The organism is Sorangium sp. So ce834 (assembly GCF_051521425.1).
Taxonomy (GTDB): Bacteria; Myxococcota_A; Polyangia; order Polyangiales; family Polyangiaceae; genus Sorangium; species Sorangium cellulosum_D.
Map to the genome: position 1 here is coordinate 1,514,709 of NZ_CP150351.1, position 24,551 is coordinate 1,539,259.

The 24,551-nt window shown below is 70.7% G+C and carries 18 protein-coding genes and 1 pseudogene; 2 read left to right on the forward strand and 17 right to left on the reverse strand.

Features of this window, described 5'->3' with window-relative positions; genetic code table 11:
* Positions 1–6: 6 nt before the first annotated feature.
* The 7 genes from WMF20_RS05585 to WMF20_RS05615 all read right to left on the reverse strand — a co-directional run bounded on the left by WMF20_RS05585 (position 7) and on the right by WMF20_RS05615 (position 9,765).
* Positions 7–1,782 carry an IlvD/Edd family dehydratase gene (locus WMF20_RS05585; protein ID WP_437611313.1) on the reverse strand — a complete coding sequence of 592 codons (1,776 nt, stop codon included), beginning with the start codon at positions 1,780–1,782 and terminating at the stop codon, positions 7–9.
* Positions 1,783–1,814: 32 nt separating this feature from the next.
* Positions 1,815–3,077 (reverse strand): glucose 1-dehydrogenase, encoded by a 1,263-nt coding sequence (locus WMF20_RS05590; RefSeq protein WP_437611315.1) that lies wholly within the window; start codon positions 3,075–3,077, stop codon positions 1,815–1,817.
* Between the two features lie 182 nt (positions 3,078–3,259).
* The gene (locus tag WMF20_RS05595; protein WP_437611317.1) at positions 3,260–5,104 is read right to left on the reverse strand and encodes a glycoside hydrolase family 15 protein; all 1,845 of its coding nucleotides are present in this window, start codon (positions 5,102–5,104) and stop codon (positions 3,260–3,262) included.
* Positions 5,105–5,311: 207 nt separating this feature from the next.
* On the reverse strand, positions 5,312–7,207 hold the full coding sequence (locus tag WMF20_RS05600; RefSeq protein WP_437611319.1) for a glycosyl hydrolase: 1,896 nt from the start codon (positions 7,205–7,207) through the stop codon (positions 5,312–5,314).
* A gap of 687 nt (positions 7,208–7,894) precedes the next feature.
* Entirely contained in the window at positions 7,895–8,251 is a 357-nt protein-coding gene (locus tag WMF20_RS05605) for a hypothetical protein (RefSeq protein WP_437611321.1), read from the reverse strand.
* 98 nt (positions 8,252–8,349) lie between these two features.
* Positions 8,350–8,709: a hypothetical protein gene (locus tag WMF20_RS05610; RefSeq protein WP_437611323.1), complete on the reverse strand. Its 360-nt coding sequence runs from the start codon at positions 8,707–8,709 to the stop codon at positions 8,350–8,352.
* 282 nt (positions 8,710–8,991) lie between these two features.
* Positions 8,992–9,765, reverse strand: coding sequence for an acyl-CoA desaturase (locus WMF20_RS05615; RefSeq protein WP_437611325.1), 774 nt, complete (start codon positions 9,763–9,765; stop codon positions 8,992–8,994).
* Between the two features lie 152 nt (positions 9,766–9,917).
* Between WMF20_RS05615 and WMF20_RS05620 the strand changes: the two are divergent.
* Positions 9,918–10,211: pseudogene (locus WMF20_RS05620) on the forward strand (transglutaminase domain-containing protein); the annotation flags it as partial.
* Between the two features lie 179 nt (positions 10,212–10,390).
* Complete coding sequence (locus WMF20_RS05625) at positions 10,391–11,737, forward strand: MBL fold metallo-hydrolase (protein WP_437611327.1); 1,347 nt, start codon at positions 10,391–10,393, stop codon at positions 11,735–11,737.
* Positions 11,738–11,765: 28 nt separating this feature from the next.
* Here WMF20_RS05625 and WMF20_RS05630 read toward each other — a convergent pair whose 3' ends face one another.
* The 10 genes from WMF20_RS05630 to WMF20_RS05675 form a co-directional block, all read right to left on the reverse strand.
* Positions 11,766–12,926, reverse strand: coding sequence for a hypothetical protein (locus WMF20_RS05630; protein ID WP_437611329.1), 1,161 nt, complete (start codon positions 12,924–12,926; stop codon positions 11,766–11,768).
* Complete coding sequence (locus tag WMF20_RS05635) at positions 12,923–14,131, reverse strand: PAS domain-containing protein (RefSeq protein ID WP_437611331.1); 1,209 nt, start codon at positions 14,129–14,131, stop codon at positions 12,923–12,925. Before WMF20_RS05635 ends, WMF20_RS05630 begins: the two co-directional genes overlap by 4 nt.
* Positions 14,132–14,360: 229 nt before the next feature.
* A complete protein-coding gene (locus WMF20_RS05640; RefSeq protein ID WP_437611333.1) occupies positions 14,361–15,464 on the reverse strand; it encodes a substrate-binding domain-containing protein in 1,104 nt (367 codons plus the stop codon).
* Positions 15,465–15,652: 188 nt separating this feature from the next.
* A complete protein-coding gene (locus tag WMF20_RS05645; protein ID WP_437611335.1) occupies positions 15,653–16,030 on the reverse strand; it encodes a hypothetical protein in 378 nt (125 codons plus the stop codon).
* A complete protein-coding gene (locus tag WMF20_RS05650; protein ID WP_437611337.1) occupies positions 16,027–18,456 on the reverse strand; it encodes a TonB-dependent receptor plug domain-containing protein in 2,430 nt (809 codons plus the stop codon). Before WMF20_RS05650 ends, WMF20_RS05645 begins: the two co-directional genes overlap by 4 nt.
* A 1-nt stretch (position 18,457) precedes the next feature.
* Complete coding sequence (locus WMF20_RS05655; protein ID WP_437611339.1) at positions 18,458–19,033, reverse strand: YfiR family protein; 576 nt, start codon at positions 19,031–19,033, stop codon at positions 18,458–18,460.
* Positions 19,030–19,440 (reverse strand): response regulator, encoded by a 411-nt coding sequence (locus WMF20_RS05660; RefSeq protein ID WP_437611341.1) that lies wholly within the window; start codon positions 19,438–19,440, stop codon positions 19,030–19,032. Before WMF20_RS05660 ends, WMF20_RS05655 begins: the two co-directional genes overlap by 4 nt.
* A gap of 4 nt (positions 19,441–19,444) precedes the next feature.
* On the reverse strand, positions 19,445–21,685 hold the full coding sequence (locus tag WMF20_RS05665; RefSeq protein ID WP_437611343.1) for a HAMP domain-containing protein: 2,241 nt from the start codon (positions 21,683–21,685) through the stop codon (positions 19,445–19,447).
* 279 nt (positions 21,686–21,964) lie between these two features.
* The gene (locus tag WMF20_RS05670) at positions 21,965–23,092 is read right to left on the reverse strand and encodes a substrate-binding domain-containing protein (RefSeq protein ID WP_437611346.1); all 1,128 of its coding nucleotides are present in this window, start codon (positions 23,090–23,092) and stop codon (positions 21,965–21,967) included.
* Positions 23,093–23,163: 71 nt separating this feature from the next.
* The gene (locus WMF20_RS05675) at positions 23,164–24,498 is read right to left on the reverse strand and encodes an ABC transporter substrate-binding protein (RefSeq protein ID WP_437611348.1); all 1,335 of its coding nucleotides are present in this window, start codon (positions 24,496–24,498) and stop codon (positions 23,164–23,166) included.
* Positions 24,499–24,551: the final 53 nt, after the last annotated feature.

Consider the following 24,551-nt stretch of genomic DNA (forward strand, 5'->3'; position numbering starts at 1 on the left):
TGCCGTTCAGTGTGAGTGACGAGGCAGCCCGCGAAGCTGAACGAGGTGCTGGTACCGAACGGCCGGCTCGAAGCAAGCGCCGGTGGACAGGGGACCGACGGCGCTCCGGTAGACCTCCTGCCATGGCGTCTGGCTCTCGAGGTGCGGCGGCTTCAGGGATTTGCGGCGCTGCTCGATCTCCTCGTCGGAGAGCAACACGTCCACGCGACGCTGGCGCAGATCGACCCGGATGCGATCCCCCGTCCGGAGCAGCGCGAGGCCGCCGCCCACCGCGGACTCGGGCGACGCGTTGAGGATCGAGGGGCTGTCCGAGGTGCCGCTCTGGCGGCCATCGCCGAGCGTCGGCAGTGACATGCCCTCTCGAACCAGCGCGTCGGGCGGCTGCATGTTCACGACCTCGGCGGAGCCCGGATAACCGATGGGCCCCGTGTTGCGCATGACGAGGATGCAGCTCTCGTCGATCCCGAGCGACGGATCGTTGATGCGAGCGTGGTAATCCTCCGGCCCCTCGAAGACGACGGCCCGCGCCACGAAGACATCGGGATGCGCGGGGTCCGACAGGTAGCGGTTGCGGAAGCTCTCTCCGATCACGCTGCTCTTCATGACGGCCGAGTCGAAGAGGTTCCCGCTCATGACGAGCAGGCCGGCGGCGGGGAGCAGAGGATCTTCGTACGGTCGGATCACGTCGCGGTTGGCGACGACGGCGCTCGCCACGTTCTCACCCGCGGTTCGTCCGGACACCGTGAGAGCATCCCCGTGGAGACGGCCTGCGCGGAGCAGCTCGTTCATGACGGCGGGCGCCCCCCCCGCGCGATAGAAGTCCTCTCCCAGGAAGCGCCCGGCGGGCTGGCAGTCGACGAGCAGGTGGACGGCTTGCCCGACCCTCTGCCAATCGTCGATGGTCAAGTCGACTCCGACGTGGCGCGCGATGGCGTTCATGTGGATGGGGCAGTTGGTCGACGCGCCGATCGCCGAAGCGACGGCGATCGCGTTCTCGAACGCCGCCTTGGTCATGATCGCGCTCGGCGTCAGGTCCTCGTGCACCATCTCCACGATCCGGCGCCCGGTCGCGTATGCCATCTGCGCCCGCTCCCGATAGGGCGCCGGGATCGCCGCGCATCCGGGCAGCGACATCCCGACGGCCTCGGCGAGGACGTTCATCGACAAGGCCGTTCCCATGGTGTTGCAGTGCCCCGCGCTGGGCGCGGCCGCGGCGACCATGTCCATGAACTCCGCGTAGTCGATGCTGCCGGCCGCCAGGAGCCGGCGTGCCTCCCAGATCACGAGCCCCGAGCCGGCGAGCCTCCCCCGGTAATATCCGTTCAACATCGGCCCGCCCGAGAGCACGATCGCGGGCAGGTCGACCGTCGCCGCCGCCATCAGGCAGGACGGCGTGGTCTTGTCGCAGCCGGTCGTGAGGACGACGCCGTCGAGCGGGTATCCGAAGAGCACCTCCACCAACGCGATGTACGCGAGGTTCCGGTCGAGGGCAGCGGTGGGCCTCTTGCCTGTCTCCTGGAGGGGGTGCGCCGGGAACTCCAGCGGGATCCCGCCGGCGTCACGCACGCCCTCCTTGACTCGGACGGCGAGGCTCAGATGATGGCGGTTGCATGGCACGAGGTCGCTCCCCGTCTGGGCGATCCCGATGACGGGGCGGCCGGATTGGAGCTCTCCGCGGGTCAGCCCGAAGTTCAGGTAGCGCTCGAGGTACAGCGCCGTCATCTCCGGATTCGTCGCGTCGTCCCACCACGCTTGGCTCCGCAGCTTTCGCCTCTGTTTCATCGCTCACCTCCCTGGACGAGGGGCGCCACGGCCTACCCAGCAGCCCGAAGCCCTTCGTCGCGCGTCGCCGTTCCGGCCTCTGCGATGTGGATCACCGTCTTCGCTCCGCCCCCCGCGGCTCGCAGCGAGGCCGGCGCCTCGTCGAGCGCGATCCGCCGCGCGATCACCCGGCGCGCGGGGGCGGGAAACAGGATCAGGAACTGCTCGAGCATCCGGACGGCTGCCTCGTAGGACTTGCGGCCGGCGTTCACGGTCCCGAACATCAGCTGGTTCTGGAGGACGAAATTGCGCATCAGACCGGATGCGTCGAAGCCGATCGCGGGCCCCGGCGCAGGGATGCCGGTGAGGATGAACGCGCCGTTCGCCGCCAGCGCGGGGAGGGTCTTGAACGCGAACTCCGGCACGCCGACCGCTTCGATGATCACGTCGAACCGCCCGAGGCGCCTCACCAGCCCCGGGACGTCGGTGGACTCGCTCGATACGTAGTCGGCGCCGATGCTGCGCACCAAGAGCGCCCGATCGCCGTCCTTCGGCTCTCTCGAATACACGACCGCCCGAACGCCGTTCGCGACCAGCGCCATCGCCGCGAGCACGCCGATCGGTCCGGCGCCGAGGACCAGGCCCCGCGCCCCGTCGTCGTCCCATGGCAGGCGCGTCAGGGTGGCGTCGAGCTGGGCGAACGCTTTGGCCACGACGCTCAGCGGCTCGACGAGGACGCCGAGCTCGCCGACCGCCGGAGGGACGGGGACGAGGTAGCGCTCCTCCTCGACGAAGAGCTCGGTCATGAAGCCGTCCGCTCCGCAGATGCCGCGCTCGATGAACTCGCCCGTCGCGCAGAAGTCCTGGTGCCCGACGCGGCAGGCTGGGCACTCGATCCTGGTACAGGGCCGACGCACGGTCGGCACCACGAGATCTCCGGGACGAAGGCGGACCACGCCGTCACCCGTCTGAACGACCTCGGCGAGAGCCTCGTGCCCCAGCACGAGCCGGTCCGTCCCTGCCGGGGCGGACCCGTACGTGAACGCGGCAATCTCTCGGTCGGTTCCGCACACTCCGACTGCGAGGGTGCGGAGCAGCGCGTGCCCGTACGCCAGCGGCCGAGCATCCGGTCGGTCTTCCTCTTCCACGAGACACACCACCCTCTCGGCCATCAAGGCAGCGACCGACTTCACGCGTCCGCTCTTCTCTTCCTGCGAGCACCTGCCCGCTCGCCGTCGTGCGTGCCAGGGAGGGCACGGCGATGGGTCCCATGGGGCGTTCGTCCGGAGGCGGCAAGCCCGTAGCGAGCACCGCATTTGACCGGATTTGACGGGGCTCGACCGGCCGCTTACCCGACGGTCGTCTGCGACCGTACGCTGCGAGGCCCTCGTCGATCACATCGGGCACCTCGGGCACATCGGGGAGAAGGCATCATCGGAGCGTGGCGTCGGCGATGTCGCGATGCCCCTGCTGCTCCCCGCACATGCCGAATCAGAAACTACGCCGCGGATGGCAAGGACACCTCCTTCCCGGCCCTCCTCGCGTCGATGATGTGTGCGGTGTTGACGACCCCGACGTGAGAGAACGCCTGTGGAAAATTGCCGAGCTGGCGGTGCAGCTCGGGGCTGTACTCCTCGGCGAGCAGGGCGACATCATTGCGGAGGGAGACCAGGCGATCGAGGCGCGCCTCCGCCTCGTCGAGGCGACCGACCATCGCGTAGTTGTCGGCGAGCCAGAAGCTGCAGATGAGGAAGGTCCCCTCGTCCCCCGGCAGACCGTCCACCCCCGTCTCGGTCGCGTAGCGCAGGACGAGGCCATCCCGGGTGAGGCCCTTCTCGATCGCCGCGACGGTGGACAGCATGCGGGGATCATCGGCGGCTAGGAAGCCCATGTGCGGGATCAGGAGCACGCTCGCATCGAGGGCTTCCGAGCCGTACGATTGAGTGAAGGCGCCGACGCGCGTGTTGAATCCGCGCGCGAGCAGGTCGCCGCGGATCTCCTCGCGCAACGCGCGCCAGCGCTGGAGCCGCTTCGCGAGTCGATGCTGTCCGCCTACGCCGAACTCCTCGATCATGCGTACGGCGCGATCCACCGCCACCCAGGTCATCAGCTTCGAGTGCGTGAAGTGCAGCTGCTTCCCCCCGCGTATCTCCCAGATGCCCTCGTCCGGCCGCTGCCAGGACCGCTCGACGAAGTCCACGATCTCCACGATAGGGTCCCAGGTGTGCGGCAGATCCGGCAGGCCCTGGGCGTGGGCGTCGTAGAGCGTGTTGAGCACCTCGCCGTAGACGTCGAGTTGAAACTGATCGTATGCGCCGTTGCCGATCCGCACCGGCCTCGACTCCTCGTATCCCGGGAGCCACGGCAGCTCGACCTCGGTGAGCCGATGCTCCCGGGCCACGCCGTACATGATCTGCAGCTGTGCAGGAGCACCGGCGACCGCGCGCATGAGCCAGTCGCGCCAAGCCTGAGCTTCCTCGAGGTACCCGCCGCGCATCAGGGCGTCGAGCGTGAGCGTGGAGTCGCGCAACCAACAGTAGCGATAGTCCCAGTTGCGAACGCCGCCGAGGTCCTCCGGCAAGGACGTGGTCGGCGCCGCCACGATCCCACCCGTGGGCGCATAGGTGAGCGCCTTCAGCGTGAGGAGCGACCGCACGACGGCATCACGCCAGCGGCCTTGGTAGCGGCAGCGGCCCGCCCACGCTCGCCAGTGACGCTCGGTCCGCGCGAGCTCCTGCTCGGCGTCGACGGGGTGGGCCGGCGCGCGCTCATGCGACGGGTAGAACGTGAGGGTGAACGGCAGGCGCTGACCCGCGCGGACGACGAAGTTCGTCTCCAATCGGGCCGCGTTCCAGTCGGGGTCGAGCGGCGCTGGGCTGCTGAACGCGAGCGCGGCGGGGCCAGACGTGAGCGTCGCTCGGCCTCCGTCACACTGGATCCACGGGATCATGCGGCCGTAGCCGAACCGCGCCATCAGATCGGAGTGCATCGGGACTTCGCCCTCGATCCCTTCGACGATCCGGATGACGTCGTGCGCGACGACGCCGTAGGCTCCGTCGACGAGTCGGGTGGCCTCGTGCGCGGCGACGCCTGGGGGCATGAAGTCGATCAGGCGCGCGCGGCCGCCCTCACAGGCGAACTCGGTCTCGAGGACCAGCGTGTCCCGCCGATAGCGCCGCTTCAAGCTCCGTATCGCCGTGGCTGGCCGGATGGTCCAGTAGCCGTGGTCGTCGCGGCCGAGCAGCCTCGCGAAACACGCGTCCGAGTCGATGCGCGGCAGGCAGAGCCAGTCGAGCGAGCCGTTACATGAGATTAGACCGACCGTGGTCGTGTCTCGTGTCACCGATGAGGCCGTAGTGTTCGAGCGGAGCTGGCATCGCCGCAATATGCAGGTTCATGCCTGGACCGCAATCCTGGCGCCGATCGTTCGCCGCCCAGCCTGCCTGATCCGATCCGCGTCCGCAGCGCCATGCTCCGGCGCGTTCGCTCGCTCATCTCCAGATTGGCAATCCGCCGGGAGCGCGACGGGCGGGCGACCCCACGGCGGCGCCTACTCGCACGCCGCCCCGCCGAAGCAGACCGCGGGGTCGGCCGCGAAGCGACGGAAGTTGTCCGCCTCGGGGTGGCCCGGGAACGGGACATAATAGTAGACGGCCTTGTCGTCGAAGCCGCTGCCGTCATAGTAGGTCTGCCACGTCAGCGCGTAGGAGACGCGGGCGCTCTTCGCGATCTCGAGCAGGTGCTCGTTGTACCAGTCCTCCGTGACCGCGCCCTGCCCCGCGCCCGGGAAGAGGCTCGTCACCTCGGTCGAGGAGAGCGCGACGGCGGACGCCGAGCCGAGGCCGTAGTTCGCCAGGAACTCGGCCTTCATGCCCTGATCGAACAGGGTGTCGTACCACCGGCTCACGTGATCCGCCGGATACAGCGTGAGCGGCTGGCCCGCCGCGAGCTTGCTGACCCGGTGCAGGAGGTGCAGCCGGTAAGTGCCCGTCTCGCTGAGCGCGTGCGGCTTGCCCTTGGCCTCGCCGACCGCCGCGACGGCGCTCGCCATCGCCTTCATGTCCTCGAGGTCGGCCGGGGACGCCGCCCGCTCGTACGGGTAATAGAGATCGATGCCGAGGATGTCGATGAGGTCGTCCCCGGGATACGCCTCGAGGTAGTACGCCTCCAGCAGCTCGGACGGCGGCTGGCCGTCGTGGTCGAGGATCGCCTGCTGGGGCGGGCTCTCGTAGGCCGCGCCGAGCTCGGAGAGCTCCTCGACGAGGCGCGCTCGGAGCATGTCGCGGGAGAGGCTCTCCGGATCTCGGATCTTCGCCTCGGCGGGCGTCACCTCGCCGTCGCTCAGCTTCCGCAGCTTGTCGGTCGAGTACGCGAAGATCACGTTCTCCATCCCCGGCTCGCTCCGGATCGCTTCGGCGAACGTGCGGTACGCGGCGCGGTAGGCGTCGGGACCGGTGACGGCCTGATCGTCGCCGAGCAGGGCCTGGCAGTTCCAGTACGGCTGACCCCACCAGAACCACGCGCCGGTGTGCTCGTGGAACGGCCTGAGGACGACCGGCTTGCCGTCGAGCCCGTGCTCGCGGAAGAACTGGGCCACGTACTTCGCGTGGGCCACGAGCCAGTCGCGCGCCGAGATCCCGGCGAAGGTCCCCTCCGCGATCGGCACGTCATTGGCGACCTTGCAGACGCACTTCAGGTTCTCGGGGATGTCCGCGCTGGAGCTCAGGGACGCGGAATAGTACGTCTCGGCGTAGAACGGGGTGCCGCCGCCCTGGGCGTGGATCGGGACGCTCTGGCCGTCGACCGTGATGGTGGCGAGCGGCGTCGCGATGTCGGCCGCGAAATCCGAGCTCGCGATGTCGTAGTTGCACGGGGGCGTGTGCCAGTCGATGGCCACCATGCCGCCCGGCTGCTCCAGCGTGTACGCCACGGCGGCGGCGGCGACGTCGCGCCGATTCCAGGCGACCGGGTCGAAGACCATCGCGTCGAGGGAGAGGCCGAGCAGCCCGGGGTTCTCTCCCACCGTCGCGCCGGCGTCCGAAACCCACGCGCGCTCGTCGCGGCTGGCCGCGCCCGCGAGGGTCGCGAACCAGTCGTTGGTCGAGATGAGCCCCATCGTGCCGGGATTGTAGAGCCCCCACAGGATGCTGTGCTCGTACCCGAACCGGAGCTTGCCGGCTCGAGACGAGGTCCAGAGGTCCTCGAGGAGCTTGCCCCGGGGTGTGTCCGGAAACTCCGGATCGTCGCCGGGCGGGTCGTCGTCCGGCGGGTCGTCGTCCGGCGGGTTGTCGTCCTGGGGGTTGTCGTCCGGCGGGTTGTCGTCCGGGGGGTTGTCTCCGGGCGGGGGGTCCCCCGGCGGCGTGCCGTCGTTCGACGACCCGCACGCGGCTGCAAAGCACAGAAGGAACGCAGCGCAGAGGCGTGGGCTGATTCGGCTAAGATTCATGATGGCTTCCCTGCGAAGGGTACAAGTGGTGGGGCGAGAAATACGATATGAAACGGTTCAGCTTCAATGGCGATTTCCGGCGCGAGGAGCCGTCGTCGGTTTCGTGCCGGTTTCACCTCGAGCGCGCTCCGGCGCGGTAACGCGTCGCGTTGCCGCCTGTCAACGGGGGGCGTGGGACGCCGCACGAATGTCTTGCCGAGCTCCTGCATGCGCGTGTCCGCGCGGGCGCGTTCGGCCGCTGTCGGGCGCATCCACTTAACCGGTTCATTTTACCGAGGTCACGATCGGCGGCGCGTCTGGACCGCTCGGGGTCGGCGGCGGCGCCGTCCACGCGTCGGAGGGGGCGGCTCACGCGACCCGCCTCCGGACCCCCCTTGCATCGTACCAAGCCCGACATCGAGTGTCGTGGGCGATGTTTGCCCTCCGCCACTACACCGCGCTGGATCCGCGGAACGCACGCCAGGCGGAATCACCCGGGCGGGCACCTATGGCGGAAGTTTCCGCGTGTGCTGCTCCAGGCCGCTCTCGCGGCCGGCCTCCGCATCTCGGGGGCGCCCTGCGTCAGCCGTGGTCAGCCGTGTTGACGGTCGTCGCTGCGCTTGCCGCTCCGACCAGGAGAACGGCGATGGCACCGCACGAGCGGCCGCGGATCGATCCGGCTGGTGAGCGTGACCGGCCGGCGGCCGATCACACGCTGCCGCTCACCTTCGCTGTACGGGTATTCCCGTCGAGCGACGCCTCGATCGTGTACAGCGCTCCCTGGTACGAAATGGCGCCGTCGTCACTCAAGTTTCCGCCGCGCAGCACGTTGGCGGCGCTCTCGTACAGAAGAAAGGAGGCGTGGCCGCGGGGCAACGCGCTCGACAGCATCCAGCTACCTTCCGGGCCGCCCTCTTCGATCACGAGGTGCTGCTGAGCGCCGGACGCGTCGAGCAGCACCCCGAGCGTCGAGCCGCTCCGGTCGCGCGACGTGGCGCGGAAGCTGAGGGGGGCAGCGGTGGCGAGCAACAGGGCGGAGGCGACTGGCTTCTGGGGGATGGACATGGCGGTGATGAACAGCTCCGTGGGCGGCCCTTGCGTGCGGACCGGGTGACGTGTCTCTCCGTGACGGCCTGGCGGCCGAGCTCCCGTGGAGCCGGCGCTCACCGGCCTGAGCCGGCGATCGAGCGCTTCGGCTGCCAGACGAGCCCACCGTACTTCCGAGGAGAGCCCGAGCGGTCGAGCCGCTGGAACGTCTCACCCGCCTTGAGGTGCCGCTGCCTGTCGCGATCGAAGGGGCCGTGCTGGCCGCTCGCCGGCTCGTACGTGACATCGCTCTTCCCGTGCACCTGGAAGCGCCAGCAGAGCCTTTGCTCCACTCCGTCCACCACCCGCGACAACCACGGTTTCACGGTCTGTATCTCCCCGCGCCGAGCGCGCGAGCTCGTGGCCGAAGCAAGGCTGTCGCCCTGCGTCGCGCTGCTCGGCGCGGCGATGATGCCCGGCGTGCTCGTGTGAGTCATCTCGACGTTCCTCCGACGATGGGAGGCACGAGACGCGCGTGCATCCCACGGCTGTGCGAAAGTTGCCTCGAACGTCGCATGACGGCCGTGTTTGCCGGGCCTGGTCGATGGGCCAGACGGCATCGCCGACAACTTCACTGCGTGTACGCGAATGTATAGCAGAAAGATGCGCCAGGGCACCACGCATATCGGCGCAGCATGCGCCGATTTCGCCGAGGCGACGCTTTTTCGCGTCCTGGCTGCTCGGGCGTGGCGCGAAATGTCTCTTCCGAGGAGAGGCGCTCACCCCTCGGCGCCCTCGGTCCCGGTGTCCAGCCGGGCGACCTGGCGCTTGTGGGGCATCTGGACGATGCCCAGCCAGGCGAACACGCGGATGACCTGGTAAGCCGGGTCGATCTCGAACCACCGCACCGCGAAGTCGGGGCTCATCGAGTACTTGTGGTGGTTATTCTGGAAGAGCTCGCCGAGCGTCACGAGGTCGAGGGCCAGCGTGTTGCGGGAGTCGTCGTCGCTGTTGAAGTTGCGGTAGCCGTAGCGGTGGCCGCACCAGTTCACGATCGCCCCGTGCAGCGGGCCCATGGTCCAGTGGAGCGGGACGAACAGGAATTGCCACCACTGCGTGGCGAACGCGATGTAGAAGAGCGCGTAGCCCGTGCCCCACGCGAGGCGGCTGAACCACGAGTTGCCGATGCGGTCGAGCGTGCGCCACTCGGGGTAGCCGCCCAGAAAGCGCGGCTCGATCTCCGCCGTGCCGTCGCAGATGGCGTCGTAGCGCTTCGCGGTCGACAGCATCATGGAGGCCGGCTCCGCATAGTAACGTGGCGAGTGCGGGTCCTTCGGCGTGTCGCTGTACGCGTGGTGCATGCGGTGCAAGATCGCGTATGCCCGGGGCACAAGGTAAGAGGATCCCTGCGTGACGTAGGTGAGAAGATGGAAGGTCCGTTCCCAGCGCTTCGACATCGTGAACATCCGATGCGAGGCGTACCGGTGCAGGAAGAAGGTCTGGAAAAAGACCGAAAGCGTGGAGTGGGCGATCAGGACAGCAAGGAGATCCATGGCTCGCTTGTACACCGAGGGAGGGCCGGCGCGCGGTCAGCTCACGGTCACAATCCGACGAGCCCGGCACCGCGTTTCTCCCGCGAGTATGTCCCAACGCCACTCGATTCGATTCCGTCCGTGAGGCGAGCCCGCGACGGGCGAGTCCGTCGGCGCGCGTGCGGGCCATCTGTGATTTCGTTCATCGGCACATCACCTTCGGGTACGAAGCGGCGAGACCTGCCGAGACGGCCCGGGAGGTGTTCATCGATCGAAATGGCCGCCGTGGAGATTTCGTGCATCGCGCGATCTCGGTCTACCGTTGCATGAACATTCCGGCTCCGTGGTGCGCTGGAGACCTCTGCCCTGTCTTTGCAGGGGTACACCGGGTGCGCGCAGGCCGGCGCGGCGGCCTCGCCGGCGCCGGAGGCGATCCAGGTTATCGGTCGGGAGCGCGCGGCGGATGACGGGAGCCGCAGCGGCCTCGTAAAGCTGCTCGCGCGGAGCACGGGTATGTACAACCTGGACGACCGGAGAGGTCGGCGGCGGAGCGGCGGCGCTCAGCCTGCTTCGGTGCGATTACTCACCGGCTCGGACCGCTGAGCGCCCATGGCGGCTCGGGGGCAGCGTGATAGTCTGCGCGCCCATGAACAACACGCCTACCGACGGCACCGATGGGGAAGATTGGGGACGACTGCACGTCACGCGAGCTTGCTGCGGCGCAGGTGTCTGCAGGAACTTCGCGCCAGAGCTCCTGGGCGAGGTGGCGCCTGCGCACTGGGAGGGCATGGACGGCGACGTGAAGCGCCGCGGCCCCGCGGTGCTGGAGGGCACGTACGAGGAGGGGGCGTTCACGGGCGTCCTGCGCCAGCCGCGGAGCCGGGCCGACTTCGAGGCGGCGCGCACGGCCGTGGCCTCCTGCCCGGTCCACGCCTTGCGCCTCAGGCCGCCCGCCGCGCGCCCTCGCGCCGGCGAGCTCGGCGCTCCGTTCAGCACCTGGCCGCGCCGCATCGAGGACGACGTCTGGGCGCTCGGCCACCCCTCGAACGACAACATCGGCGCCACGGCCTACTTCATCGAGCGCCCCGGCGGGAACGTGCTCGTCGACCTGCCCAAGCCCAGCGAGGCCATCTTCCGCTTCCTCGAGGAGCACGGCGGCGTGCGGTGGATCTTCGTCACCCACCGCGACCACACCGCGCACCACGCCGAGTTCGCGGCCCGCTTCCCCGGCGCTCGCCGCATCCTCGGCTACGCGGACGTGAGCGCGCGCGGCGGCGAGTACAGCGCGATCACCACCGACGTGGAGATCCAGCTGCCCGACCGCCCCGAGCCCATGACCCTCGAGGGCGCGCCGCTCGCCGACGCCGCCCTCGCCGGCGCCGAGCTCGCCGTGCTCGCGCAGCCCGGCCACACCGCGGGCTCGATGTGCCTGCTGTACCGCGGCCGCTTCCTGTTCACCGGCGACCACCTCGCCTACTCGCGGCGCCTCGGCCAGATCATGGCGTTCCGGCTCCAGTGCTGGGACGACTGGGAGCGCCAGACCGGCTCCGTGCGCCGCCTGGCCGCCCTGGCGCAGGCGGGCCACCTCCGCTTCACGTGGCTCTTGCCCGGCCACGGCGAGTGGCATCGCCTCGACGGCGACGGCAGCGCCGCCGCGACGGCGGTCGAGCTCAACCGCACGGTCGCCTGGATGGAGCGGCAGGCGCCTGGCCACGTCCCGCTCGCCCGGTTCATCCCGTGGGTGCAGAGCCGCGCGCGGCCCCGCGGCCGCCTCGCCCGCGCGGTGCGCGCGATCGGCGGCGAGGGGCCCGGGAGCGAGGCGTGGGTGCTGCCGCGCGCCGCCCGCCCGTACCTGCCCGATCACCGGCCGGAGAAGGTCAATCCGGCGCTGATGCGGGCTTCCCTGGCGGCGGCGAGCGCGCTCGGCGCCGCGGCGTCCGTCGTCTGGCTCGCCGCGCGCGCGGTGGGGGCGGTGGTGAAGCGGACGGCGTGACGCGGGCGCGGGGGCGCGGGCTGGCCGCTCAGCCGCTCGCGCCGGCCCCTTCGTCCAAGCGCAGCAGATACCGTGTCTCGGGGTTCTCCCGGCGCCAGATCACGTTATCCATGAAATAGTGGTGGATGTTCACGAACACGTAGATGGCCGCGAGGTAGGGTGTCGGGCCCAGCCCGGCCATCGCCTCGTCGCCGCTCGCGCTCAGCACCAGCGCGCCGTCGAGGAGCGCGGGCGCGCCGCGGAGCACGACCCACCCGAGGCCGACGCCGGAGGCGGCCAGGAGGCCGAGGCGCAGGCCGGTCGGCCTCCCGAACAGCGGCGGGCCCTCGGCGTCGCGCGCCTCGTTCCGCCTCAGGAGCCAGACGAAATACAGATACTGGACGGAGTGCAGCGCCGGAATCACGTACATCATGAGCCGGTCGAGGCTCGAGTACACCGTCCAGAGCCACACCGTGATGAGGAACCCCGCGAGCGGCGAGAGCGGCGGTGGCCGCCGGTCCGCTCGCCACCGCCGCGCGAGCACCCAGAGCAGCGCGAGCCCGCTCAGCGCGAAGGCGGCGCCGGCGATGGGCTCGAGGGCCGGCGGGTGCGCGATCGAGGTGTAGACCACGCCCTTCTCCTCGAGCTCCCTGCCCGGATCGGCCGGGCTCGCCCACGCATAGGCCCAGGCCGCGAAGCAGTGCGCGAGGACCACCCTGCGCTCCAGCGGGCTGAACCGGAACCCGCGCCGCGCCGACAGCACCGTCAGGACGCCGAAGCCCTGCTTGACGTAGTGCCAGCCCACCAGGAGGAACATGAGCTGGATCATGAAGCCCATCGCCCGCGCGGAGCCGGTCGAGAGCGCGAAGGCCGCCCACGCGAGCAGCGCGAGCGGGACGAGGAGCCCCGCGACGATGGCGCGGGCCCGCTGCGCCGGGGGGAGCGCGCCGTCGAACGCGCGGCGCCTCGCGTCCCTGTAGAACAGCAGGTACGTGACCGCGAAGTGAGGATCGTTGATCACGGACGCGGCGTGGAACGTCAAGAAGCCGATCGCGAGCTCCGACGCGTCGAGCCCGACGGCCCTGCGGAGCAGCCACGCGAGCGGAAAGAGCACGAGCGTCGCGCCGCCCACGAGCAGGAACTCGATGAGGCGGGCGCCCGCGGCCTCCCGGCGCGCGCCCTGCGCCGGTGCGCGGCCGGCCCCCGTCACCGGCGCTTCAGGGCGTACGCGATGCCGCCTTGCAAGGTGCCCTCCGTGACCAGGCCGCGCAGGTCGATGTCGAGCTCGATCATCGTCCGCGCGATCGCGGGCTGGATGCCGGTCAGCACGACCTCGGCGCCGAGCAGCCCGGCCGCGCGCGCGGCGTGCACCAGCATCTCGGCGACGCGCTCGTCGACCGCCTTGACCCCGGTGATGTCGATGATCGCGATGCGGGCCGCGTGCCGCTCGACGCCCTGGAGCAGCGTCTCGATGATGCGGCCCGCCCGCGCGCTGTCGAAGAAGCCGATGAGGGGCATGACGAGGACGCCCTCGGCGATCGGCAAGAGCGGCGTGACGAGCTCCCGTATCGTGTCCTGCTGCGCCGCGATGAGCTCGTCCCGCGCCGCCTCCCGCTCGCGCTCCGCCTCCTTGACGCGGGTGATGTCGAGGGAGACGCCGGCCATCGAGCCCTCCGGGATGCCCTCGCCCCAGACCGGGAACTTGATCGTGTAATACGTCCTCTCGCCCGCGGCGTGCGGCACGGGATCCTCGGCCTCGAACGGGGTGCCGCTGCTGCGCACGAGCGCGTCGACATCGTTGTAGATCGCCGCGACCTCCGGCGGAAAGAAGTCCTTGTCGGTCTTGCCGACCATGCCGCCCGGAACCGCGCCGGCGATCTCCTCGAGCGAGCGGCTCGCCAGGAGAAAGGCGCCGTCGCCGTCCTTCGCGTAGAGCAGGACCGGCGCCCGCTCGCAGAACGACGCGAGCAGCGCCTCGCTCCGGAGCAGGCGCCGCTCGCGGCGCCGCCGCTCGGTCACGTCCTCGGCCGACAGGAAGATCTCGCGCGCGGCGCCGTCCTCGCCGCGCGTGAAGACCTCGGCGCGGACGGCGAAGAGCCGCTCGTCCCCCCCGGGGCCCTGCGCCCGCAGCTCGCCGTCCACGACCTCGCCGTCGCGCGCCGACGAGAGCCGCTCGGCGCGCGCGGCCAGGCCGGCCAGGTCGTCGGGGTGAACGCGGGCCGAGAGCGCCGCGAGGCCGCGCGTCGAGAGCTCCTCGTCGGAGCAATCGAGCGCGCGGGCGAGGGCGGCGTTGTGCGCGGTGAGCCGCCGCTCTCTCATGTCCACGACACACAGGATCGCCGGCGTCGCGTCGAGCATCCGCTGAGCGCGCCCGCCGCTCGCCTCCTGGTGGTCCTTGCCCCTGGTCTCGTTCATCCCGGCACGGCCTTGTTCATGGTGGCTCCTTCGAGGTCGGGCGGCGGCGAGCGCGGGCCTGAGCTTGACACATGATAGCCAATCGCCGCGGGCGCGAGCGGCGGAATCGACGACGCCGCCTCCTCGTCGAGGGCGCCCGGCGCGGCGCGCCAGCGCTTTCGCGCAGGCGCGAGCCGCGATGGTGGCGCGCGTCACACGACGCCGCCTGCGGTGCTGCGCGCCGCCGGGCTCAGGGGAGCAGGCTGCAGTCGGACAGGGGCGTCCGGTAGTCCATCGCCTGGGTATTGCGCTCGAACTCGTCCAGGTTGTTCGGACAGACGACGTACCAGCCAGCGTCGGTGAAGGGGTCCACGCGCCGATCGGTGGTGACCAGGTCGTACGCCAGCATCACGGTGTCGTAGCCCCAGCCGAACAGCTTCTGGCCGAGGAGCACGTCCACGTAGCCGGCGCGCATGCGATCCAGGTACTCCGGCAGCGTATCGAACGCGACCGAGTGGATCTCCTTCGCCATCGCCTTCTCGGCGAGCAGCGGGGCGTTGGCCGCGAGGTCCGGCTCGCCGAGGAGCTTGCTGTAGGAGAAGAAGAAGCCCGTGATCTCCGGGTCGTCCTCCAGCGCCTGCTCCGCCTGGTGCGTGCAGAAGGGGTCTTCGTAGTCGCAGCAGAGGCAGGGGAGGGTCGCGGCGTTCGTCATGTCCGGGTATTTCTTCAGCGCCTCGGAGAAGCCGGCGGTCCGGTCGATGAAGGTCCCTGCGGCGGTGGGGGTGTAGCCGCCGTCCTTGCTCTCCTCCATCATCGTCTGGAAGGCGATCTTGCCGGTCTTCCCGTTGATGGTCGCGAGCGCATCCATGAGGAAGGCGGCAGCGGCCTTGTTGTCCATGCCGTAGTAGGTGTGGCGCCTGCTGTCCGGCGCGTCGCCGCCGTAGGTGACGACCTTGATGCCGGCGTCCACGGCCCGGTTGATGAGGTCGTTCTCGCAGACCCCGTCGAAGACGTCGACGGAGATGGCGTCGACCTTCTTGTCGATGACCTCTTCCAGCACCGCCATCTGCGGCCGGGAAAAATAGCACTCGTCGTCGGAAACGACCGGGTCGCCGTTCTCGTCGAGCTCCGGGCACTCGGGATCCAGGATCAACACCTCGATCGGGCGCGCGCTCGTGGCCGCGAGCTCCGTGCGCGCCTGCCTGGCGCCCTCGCGCCCGAGGTCGTGGAACCGGTTGCACTTGTTGTGCGTGATGTAGGCGATGGTGATCGGCTCACCCGTCGCGCTCTCGCTGTCGCTGCAGGCGAGCAGGCCGGCCGCCAGGAGAATACCGGAGAACTTTCGATGGCGCATGAACCCCCTCCACGCTCAAGAACCAAGAGAGCAGTCAGGAACGATATTGCGATTGGGTGAGATAGGTTTGGCTGTCAACGACGTTTTGCGTCCTTCCGGCGACAGCGACGGCGATCCGGCGCGCTGGTGGAGGGGCGAAGAGGTGGTGTCGACGCCCCCAGCTCGTGGATCTGGACGCTCGGTGTCCATCACGGTTCGTCGCCGCCATGGCCGCCTGTCCCGCCGGCGCCGCCGCCTCCGCCATGGCCACCTGCTCCGCCGGCGCCGCCGCCTCCGCCATGGCCGCCTGTCCCGCCGGCGCCGCCGCCTCCGCCTGCCCCGCCGCCGCCTCCGCCGTTACCGCCGTCACCGCCGTCACCGCCGCCGGTCGAGGTGGTCCCGCTCGCGCGCGAGGAGCTCGCGGACACGCCCGTGTCGACGCAATTCGGGTTGTCGACCTCGACGAAACAGCCCACCTCGACGGGGTGGCCGATCTCGATGCAGCCCCACGAAAGGAGGCACGCGGCGGCCGACGAGCCGGCGAGGAACGAGGGGAGGAGCGCGCTCTTCTTCACGGCAAAGCTCACGGCAAAGCTCCCTGCGGCGCGCGCGAGGCCGTCGCGCGGGAAGAGGGCCCGGCCGCCGCGGGCGGGCCGCCGGCGGCGTCCTCGCCGCCCAGGTGAAGCTCGATCCCGGCGAAGATCGTGAGCCGGTTCGTCAGCGCGTAATCCGCGGTGGGGCCGCGCTCCACGAGGTAGCGCGGCAGCCCCTGGTTGGGGCCGACGACGTAGGGTTCGTAGGCCGAGAACGCGTATTGACCGCCGAGCGTGTACCCGGCGCCCTTCACCCCGGGGAGCGCGCCCGTCAGCGCCGCGCGGAGCTCGAGCTGCGGCGACACCTCGGGGCGAGGCGTGATGTTCGACGGATTGCCGCCGACATACGCCTGATCCGCGATCCGGCGGCCCATGTACGCGGCCGCCAGGGACACGGCGCCTGCGCCGATCTCGTACGACACGTGCGCGTTGCCGTACACCGACGGCGCGACGGCGAGGGGGACCTCGTCCCCGACGCCGAACCGCGCATTGTCCTTGATCTGCTGCGCCGACAAGCGGCGCCGCGTCACCGCGAACGTGGAGTTCGCGCCGACGCGCAGCCGCCGATCGAGGAAGCTCGCCTCGAATCCCAGGTTCGCGCCGTAGTTCCGGATGCCAGGTACGTTCTTGAAGCTCGAGAGGCTGGGCGCCTGGGCCTTCACGATCTGGAGCTCGATGACGTCCCGCCAGGTCGAGGCGAAGCCGCCGGCCGTGATCGAATACGCGCCGGTCCGGAACGACGACACCGCCTCCACCGACGAGACCCTCTCCGGCTTGAGGCCGTCCGGGTTCGGCAGGAGCCTGCCGCTCACCATGTAGAGCTCGACGAAGCTGGGCGCGCGGAACGCGCTCGAATAGATGAGCTTGAGCGAGATGCGATCGTCCGGCTCGGCGATCAGCGCGGCGCGCGGCGAGATCGCCGCCGGCAGATATTCGAGCGGGATGCGCGAGTCGAGGTCGACCCGGATGCCCGCGTTGAGCGCGATGGGCCGGAAGGGGCGCAGCGTCTGCTGCACGTAGGCCCCGAGCGCGGCCTCGTCCTCGAGGCGGTGCCCGCCGCCGTGCCAGCGCGTGAGCGCGGGGTCGGAGCCGTAGCTCTTGCCCGAGAGCTCGTCGAACGCGACGATCTCGTACGCGGACGTGCGGAGGCGCCCGTCGACGCCCGCCATGGTCGAGAAGGCGCCGTCGCCCGCCCAGTCGACCACCGCCTGGAGCTCCAGCCCGACCCAGCGGGAGAGGAACAGCGACTCCTTCCGGCACGGCCCGGACGGCCCGCGCGGGCACTGCTCGGGATCGATCACGCCGAGCGGCACGTGCGGCACGAGCGCGTCGTGGCCGATGACGTAGCGCGAGCGCAGGAGGCGGCTGTACCCGAAATACGCGCGCGCCACGCCCTCGAGCCGCTCGCTCAGCCGGGCGCGGTAGCGCACGCTGGCCAGGGCGAGCGACTGCGCGTTGTCGTTGTGCGCGTCGTCGTAGGCGCCGACGCGGTTCTCGTAGAGATCCATCTGGGGCGCCGCCCACACCGAGCGCGTCATCTGCGCGGCGGCGCTCAGGTCGCCGACGTCGACGCGCAGGTACGCGCCTGCCTTGCGGCGGAACCACTGCTCTTCGACCGGGCCGCCCCAGGTGCCCGGCTCGGCGTGCGAGCCGAGATCCAGCGACGGCGCGCCGTCGGGCCCGACCGGGATGGACTGCTTCGGGAAGGCGAAGTGCGGGCCCTTGAACGTGTGCATGTCGGCCGCCGCCACCACGCCCGCGGGCTGCCCGAGCAGCGTGAAGCTGCGCCCGAGGCTCAGCGCCACCGTGTTCTCGCCCCCGGGGCTGTCGACCGTCGGGGCCCTGATGCTCCCCGACTCGTCGAGCGGCGGCGACACCCCGAGCGTGAGCGAGGCGTGGAGGCCCTGGTGGTCGGCGGCCTTCTTCGTGACGACGTTGATGACCCCCAGCATGGCCTGCGCGCCGTAGAGCACGGAGCCCGGGCCCAGGACCACCTCGATGTGGTCGATGACGTCGACCGGGATGTCGTGCAGGAAGACGGCCCCGCCGCCCTGCTCGTTCACGACCATGCCGTCGAGCACGAGCAGCACGTGGCTGTTCGCGTCCCGGGCCAGCGCGACCCCGCGCGCGCCGACCTCGGGGGCCGACATGCGGTAGTGCGCGAAGACGCCGCTGGCGAGGAAGTTGAGCGCGTCGGCGAGGCGCTGGATGCCGAAGAGCTTGAGCTGCTGGCCGGTGATCACCGACGACATGGCGGGCGCGTCGCTCGCGCGCTCCGCGGCGCGGGAGGCGCCGGACACGACGTTCTCCTCGAGGATCTCGAGGAGGGAGCTGACGTCCTCGGCCCGCGCCTCGCGCGGCGCGGCGGTCGACCACGCGATCGACGCTGTGCAGAGCAGTGCCAAACAAGGCGAGCGCACGTCAGTAGATCCTTGCCAGTTTGAGGATGGAGGCCGGGAAATCGATGCGCTGGGCCCGGGCCTGCGCGAGGTTGATGCTCATGCGCGGCTTGCCGTTCGCGACGTCGACGCCGAGCACGGCGCCCTGCGCGACGTAGGGCTCGACGGCCGCGAAGCTCAAGACGCCGGTGTCCGCGAGCGCGCCGCGGATGGCGGCGACGTCCTTCGCGAGCCCGGAGGAGATGTAGACGACGTGGACGTCGCGCGCGCGGCACGCCGCGGCGAGCTCGGGCGCGCTCGAGTACTCGATGGACTCCACGCGGATCGGCCGGTCGCGCACCTTGCCGATGTCGAGGAGCGCCCGCCTCATCTGGTGCGCGGCGCTCGCCGAGTCCGCGTCGCCCGCCCTCGTGAGCAGCAGGAAGGAGACCTGCGCCTTCACCCGCTCCGAGAAGCCCCGATCGTACGGCAGGATGCGCGTGACGATCTCCGCCTGCACGGCGAACGGCGCCGTCGCCGTCTCGGCCCGCGCGTGGCCCGGGGCGAGGGCGGCCGCGGCGAGGAGGCCGAGCACGAAGGCGCGCCGGCAGAGCGTCACGCCCTGCGTTCCTTGGCGCGGACGAGGCCGGAGAGCTTGCGGATGCGGAGCGCCGCCTCCACCTGCGGGGTGAGGGCGAGCAGATCGCCCTTCCTGCCGAAGACGCCGTCGAAGCCGAGCTCCGCGTACCGGGCCCCGGCCTTGGCGTCGGTCGTGTAGAGATAGAAGAGCGGCGGCCGCTCGCCCGCGGGCACCGCCGCCTTGAGCGAGCGCAGGACGGCGCCGCCGTCGAGGCCCGGCATGAAGAAGTCGATGATGACCAGATCGCAGCCGCGCAGGTGGCGGGCGGTGCCGACGAGCTGCGTCGTCGTGACGACGTCGTAGCCGGCGCTCGACAGCTCGACGCGGATCCGCATCAGCACGATCTCGCTGTCATCGATCACCAGGATGCGTCCGCCGTGTGACATCGGTTCAATCTCCGTTGCTGGGGGGAACGGCCCGGTCGCGGGGCCGGATCACGAACGCCGTCCCGGTCCGGCGCGACGCGTCCACCTCGATGAGCCAGCCGACCGAGAGGAGGTCGGCGCGGACCGCCGAGAGGCCGACGCCGCGGCCGGCCAGGTCGCTCACGTCGCCCTTCGTGCTCACGCCGGGGGCGAACGGGAGCTCGCGCGCGCGGCGCAGGTCGGTCGGGTCGACGCCGGCGCGCGCCGCGAGGGCGTGGAGGTCGAGCCCCCGGCCGTCGTCCTCGACGACGATCGTGGGCAGCGGCCGATCCTCGGCGCAGACGGCGCGGATCACGCCGAGCTCGGGCTTGCCCGCCTGGGCGCGCGCGTCGGGGGTCTCGATGCCGTGGGCGATCGCGTTGCGCACGAGGTGGATGAGCACGCCCGGGAGCAGGCCGGCGAGATCGGCGGGGACGGGGACCTCGCGGCCCTCGATCTCGAGGCGGGCGCGCTTGCCCTCCTTCTCGGCCCAGCGGGGGACGCGCTCGACGAGCGGCGCGAGCACCTCGCCGAACGGGCGGGCCGCGAGGCGGCGGACGATCTCGGCGGCCTCGCCGCGCTGCCCGGCGAGGAGCTCGCCGAGCCGGCTCACGTCGGTGCGGCGGACCGTGATCTGGTCGAGGATCGCGCGGCCCACGGGCGACGCGTCGACGAACGTCTGCTGCGCGCGCGCGAGCTCCTCCGCGACGCGCTCGAGCCGCGCGCGATAGGACGCCGCGCCGAGGTCGACGGAGAGCTCGTCCTCCGAGCGCGCGCGCGCCTGGAGCGCCGCGAGCTCGTCCTCGAGGGTCATGACCTCGTCCGCGAGGCGCTCGAGGTCGAACGAGCGGGCCTCGCCCTTCAGGGTGTGCAGCTGCTGCAAGAGCTCGTCGAGGTCCGCGGCGCCGAGCCGCCCGCCGGGGCTCAGGATCTCGGCGCACCGGGCCACGCGCTCGCGCGAGATCTCGACGAAGCGGACGAAGACCTGGCCGCCGCCGGCGACGAGGCGGCGCATGGCCGCGATCTGGCGCGCGTGCTCCTCGTCCTTGGTCTTGACGCTCGCCTCGAGGCGCCGGAGCTCGGTCTCGTCGGTCGCGAGCAGCATGATGCGCGCGACCTCCTGGCCGGATACGACGGGGCAGAACTCGAGCCGCAAGAACCTGCGGTCGCCCGGCGCGCGCTCGAACCAGAGCGAGCGCGGGGCGAGCTCGGCGACGTCCGGGAAGAGGTCGAGCTCCGCGCCGAACGCGGCGTCGATCCATTGCCGGAGCGCCTGGCTCTCGACGCAGAGGGGCTCGTCGCCGTAGAGGAGCTCCGCGACGTGGCGGCCCGCATCGGCGCGCTCGCCGAACAGCTGCCTGGCCTGCTTCGAGGCCTCGACGCCCAGCCGGCCGTCGGGGCCGAAGGCGACGATCGCCTCGCGCATGTTGTCGAAGAGCTCGCGGAGGCTCTCCGTGGCCATCTCCAGCTTGCCCTCGCGCTCGAGGATGGCGGAGCTCATCGCGTTGAAGACGTCGGCGAGCCGGCCGAGCTCGTCGTTCGTGCGGACGTGCACGCGGACGGTGCGGTCGCCCTCGCCGAGGCGCCGCGCGGCGTCGACGAGCCGCGAGAGCGGGCGCACGATCTGCCACCGGGCGAACCCGAGGAGGAGGAAGGCGGTCACCGCGCCGACGAGCCCCGCGTATTCGAGGATGTTGCGGCGCGCCGCGGCGAACGCGGCGTTCTCGGGATCGAGGGAGAGGACGAGGACGAGCGTCCCGAGGCGCCGCCCGTCGTCGCGCACGACCGAGCGCGCGACGCGGATCTCGCGCTCGAGGACCTGGTTCTCGGCGCCGCGCGCGATGAAGGCCGACAGGCCCTCTGGCGGCGCCCCGACCTTGGCGACGGGCTCGGCGTCGCTGCCCCACGCGATCGCGCCGATCAGCGCGCGGTTCGACCGGAGCTGGTCGAGGTCGCCCTGCGCCGCGTCGCGGTCGCCGAAATCGAGCGGCGCGGTCAGGGCCCCCGAGAGCAGATCCGCCATCATCGAGGCGGCGTTCGCCTTCGCCGACACGAGATCATCCCGTGTCTTCTCGATGGCCTGATTGGCCACCAGCACGGTGACGCTGGTGAGGACGACCACGGTCGCCGCCGCGAGCTTGACGCCGATGCCGAGGGGGACGCCGGCGCGCCCGGCGCGCTGCCGGTCGGGCGTCGAGGGCGTGGAGACGGCGCCGGCGTCGAGCATCAGGCGACCGGCGCGGCAGCGCGTACCCGATGCAAGGAACGGTCGAATCCAAGAGCGTATGTCATCCGCGCCCCCACGAAAGACAGAGGCATGTCCGGGCGCCGTCGGAAGCGCCCCGGAGGAGCGCGGACAGGCGCACAGAGAATGCCCTTCAGTCCCCGACGGTACGTAGCTTATTTCATATTTGCAACAGGATTTTCCTTACCCACACTGGGAGGCAGTGTCGGCGCATAGCGCCTGTTGGTCTACCCGCTGCTCACGGCGCGTGCCGCGGCGCCGCTACTGGTTCGCGTCGATCGAGATGAGGAAGTCGTTGTAGGCGTCGACCTTGTCCCCGGGGACCACGTCGAGGCCCGTGTTGACCCGGGTGCCGTCGACCATCTGCGGGGCGAGGATCTGCTTGGTCGCCTCGAGGCCGAGGTTCTTGATGCCGTAGAGGATGTAGGGCACGAGATAGCCCTGGTAGTACTGCCGCTGGATGTGCGTGGCCCTGATGCGCCCCTGGCGCATGTACTCGACGGTCATCGGATCGAAGTCGAAGGCGACGATGGGGAGCTCCGCGCCCGCGGCCTCCGCGGCCATCGCGCACCGATACGAGACGTTGAACAGGCCGATGAGCCCCACGGCGGGCGGGTCCGCCGCCTCGATCTCGGCCGTCATCCACTCGATGTCCTCGGCCTCGCCCGAGAGGGTCCAGTGGGCTTGGCCCACCACGACCTCGTAGCCGGCTGCCTCGATCTCGGCCTGGGCACCCTGCGTTCGCTCCAGGCCGGCGCTCCCGGCTTCGTCGATGCTGCCGTGGATGATCACCGTCCCCGGGGGCGCGGGCAGCAGCGCGAGCAGGGTCTTCGCCGCCGTGGCGCCGGCAGACTCGTTGAGGGTCCCGACGTAGATCGAGCGCTTCGAGGCCGCCACGTCGTTGTCGAGCGTCACGACGTGGACCCCTCTCGCCGCGGCCTCGTCGACGGCGGTGGTCTGGAGGTCGCCGAAGGGCGCGAGGCCGATCCCCTCCACGCCGTCCTCCACCGCCTGCGCGATTTGCTCGTTCTGGACCTCTTCCGGCTTGGGGCCGTCCTCCGACAGCTCGATCGGCCCGATCACGCTCCCCACGACCCCGAGCTCCGCCATGGCCCGGGCCGCGGCCGTCACGACCGGCGCCCAGAAGCCGGCGGCGTTCTTCAGCACGACCGCCATCGGCATCGTCCGGAGCGCGCCCGCGTTGATCTCGGCGACGAGGCGGTCGACCGTGTCCTCGAGCTCCACGGGCGTGAACTCGTTGTCTGGAATCGGAGCTCGCTGGATGGGCGTGATCTGCTCGTCCGCGCCGGGGGGCTGGTCGGACCCGCACGCCGCCGTCGTCAGCGCGAGACCGAGGACCGTCGTACTCCATCGTCCAATCCGCCCCATGAGCTGCTCCTCCTCGTCCGTGGCTCGTCGATCGTGCGCACTCCTGCGTGGACGTCACGCTCGCCGCGAGATCACTGCCTGACGCGGCAGTTGACGGGGACGGGGTCGAGATCGACGAAGGCCTCGTCGCGGATGGTCCACTTCTGCATGAAGTGGTGCTTGTTCGCCCCGTAGCCGTCGAACTCGTACTCCGCGGCCGCCCCCACGTACCGGAGCGGGACCCCCTCGCGGAGCTTGGTCATCGCCGTCTTCAGATCCCGCCACGATGCCGGCTCGTTGTCGGGGCTGTTGAGCTCGCGGATGATCTTCTGCAGCGCGTTTCCGGAGGAGGGGATCTCCCCGCTCGTCGCCTGCGCGTACACGAGGCCCATCGCGATGAGGACGACGCCGTCGTAATAGAAGTGCGCCGCGGGGAACGGCACCTCCCCACCCCACCGGCGGGAGAAGTGCTCGATGAAGGCGGCGGCGTTCCCGGTCGTGCACTCGACCTTCTCCTCCGCTTCGTCCGCGATCTGGCACTCGCTCCGCAGGCTCAGCGAGGGCGAGACCCCGGAGTATCCATCGAGGACGCCCGCAGGAATGTTGGCGAGGAACGCCTCGGCGCGCAGCGCGGGGCCGAGGAGCCAGTCGCCCGGGCGCCCGGCGACGGTCCATTCGGTCACGATGGTCGATGCGGTGGCAGGAAAGGCGGCCAGGAGCGTGCGGTCGGGGTGCGAACCGAAGGCGAACTCGATCTTGTCCGTGTAGGTATGCTCGCCCGCGGTGAGCGGCACCGACGGGAGCACCCTGCCCCTGAGCGCCACGAAGTTTGTCGCGAACTCGCTGCTGACCTTGGCGTTGTAGTCGTCCCACGCGGCGAGGGTGTTCACGGTCCGGATGCCGTCGCGAATGGCGTCCTTCGCCAGCGCGCAGCCGATGTCGAACGGGGAAGGGGCGAGCCGCATCCAGCCCCCCTTCCTCTCGCTGCGCGCAATGGAGGGGGCGGCATACCCCGGCAGCATGTGAAACCGGTCGAGCTCCTTCACGTCCCGCGAGATCTCGTGGGCGAGGTCGTTCTCTTCGGGCCCCACCAGGTAGGCGACCCGATCCTTGTAGAGCAGCGCGGCCAGCTGGTGGATCCCGCGCTCCGCGCTCGAGTGGCTGTCCCGGCTCCGGAGGTCGAACGGCCGCCCGTCGAGCCCGCCCGCGGCGTTCAGGTGCTCGATCGCGAGCAGCATCGCTTGCTCGAGGTTGCGGCCGATGGCCGACTCGCTGCCGGAGAAGGGCAGGAGGGCGCCGATGACGACCGCGTTCTCGGGGCGCTCGGGCTCGCTCGGCGCGCAGGACGCCGAGAGTAGGGACGCGAGCCCCACGAGCAACCCGGCCTCCAGGCAGCGCAGGCGTCGTAGGAGATGCGTGGAACCCATGTCGGCTCGATGGACGCACCGCGAAGAGGCATGGATCCCAAGGTGCATACAGA

Excerpts from the sequence above, each read along its gene's own strand:
- WMF20_RS05585 (WP_437611313.1), bottom strand. The coding sequence starts at position 1,782 with ATGAAACAGAGGCGAAAGCTGCGGAGCCAAGCGTGGTGGGACGACGCG.
- WMF20_RS05590 (WP_437611315.1), bottom strand. The coding sequence starts at position 3,077 with ATGCGGTGCTCGCTACGGGCTTGCCGCCTCCGGACGAACGCCCCATGG.
- WMF20_RS05600 (WP_437611319.1), bottom strand. The coding sequence starts at position 7,207 with ATGAATCTTAGCCGAATCAGCCCACGCCTCTGCGCTGCGTTCCTTCTG.
- WMF20_RS05605 (WP_437611321.1), bottom strand. The coding sequence starts at position 8,251 with ATGTCCATCCCCCAGAAGCCAGTCGCCTCCGCCCTGTTGCTCGCCACC.
- WMF20_RS05610 (WP_437611323.1), bottom strand. The coding sequence starts at position 8,709 with ATGACTCACACGAGCACGCCGGGCATCATCGCCGCGCCGAGCAGCGCG.
- WMF20_RS05615 (WP_437611325.1), bottom strand. The coding sequence starts at position 9,765 with ATGGATCTCCTTGCTGTCCTGATCGCCCACTCCACGCTTTCGGTCTTT.
- WMF20_RS05625 (WP_437611327.1), top strand. The coding sequence starts at position 10,391 with ATGAACAACACGCCTACCGACGGCACCGATGGGGAAGATTGGGGACGA.
- WMF20_RS05635 (WP_437611331.1), bottom strand. The coding sequence starts at position 14,131 with ATGAACGAGACCAGGGGCAAGGACCACCAGGAGGCGAGCGGCGGGCGC.
- WMF20_RS05640 (WP_437611333.1), bottom strand. The coding sequence starts at position 15,464 with ATGCGCCATCGAAAGTTCTCCGGTATTCTCCTGGCGGCCGGCCTGCTC.
- WMF20_RS05660 (WP_437611341.1), bottom strand. The coding sequence starts at position 19,440 with ATGTCACACGGCGGACGCATCCTGGTGATCGATGACAGCGAGATCGTG.
- WMF20_RS05665 (WP_437611343.1), bottom strand. The coding sequence starts at position 21,685 with ATGCTCGACGCCGGCGCCGTCTCCACGCCCTCGACGCCCGACCGGCAG.
- WMF20_RS05670 (WP_437611346.1), bottom strand. The coding sequence starts at position 23,092 with ATGGGGCGGATTGGACGATGGAGTACGACGGTCCTCGGTCTCGCGCTG.
- WMF20_RS05675 (WP_437611348.1), bottom strand. The coding sequence starts at position 24,498 with ATGGGTTCCACGCATCTCCTACGACGCCTGCGCTGCCTGGAGGCCGGG.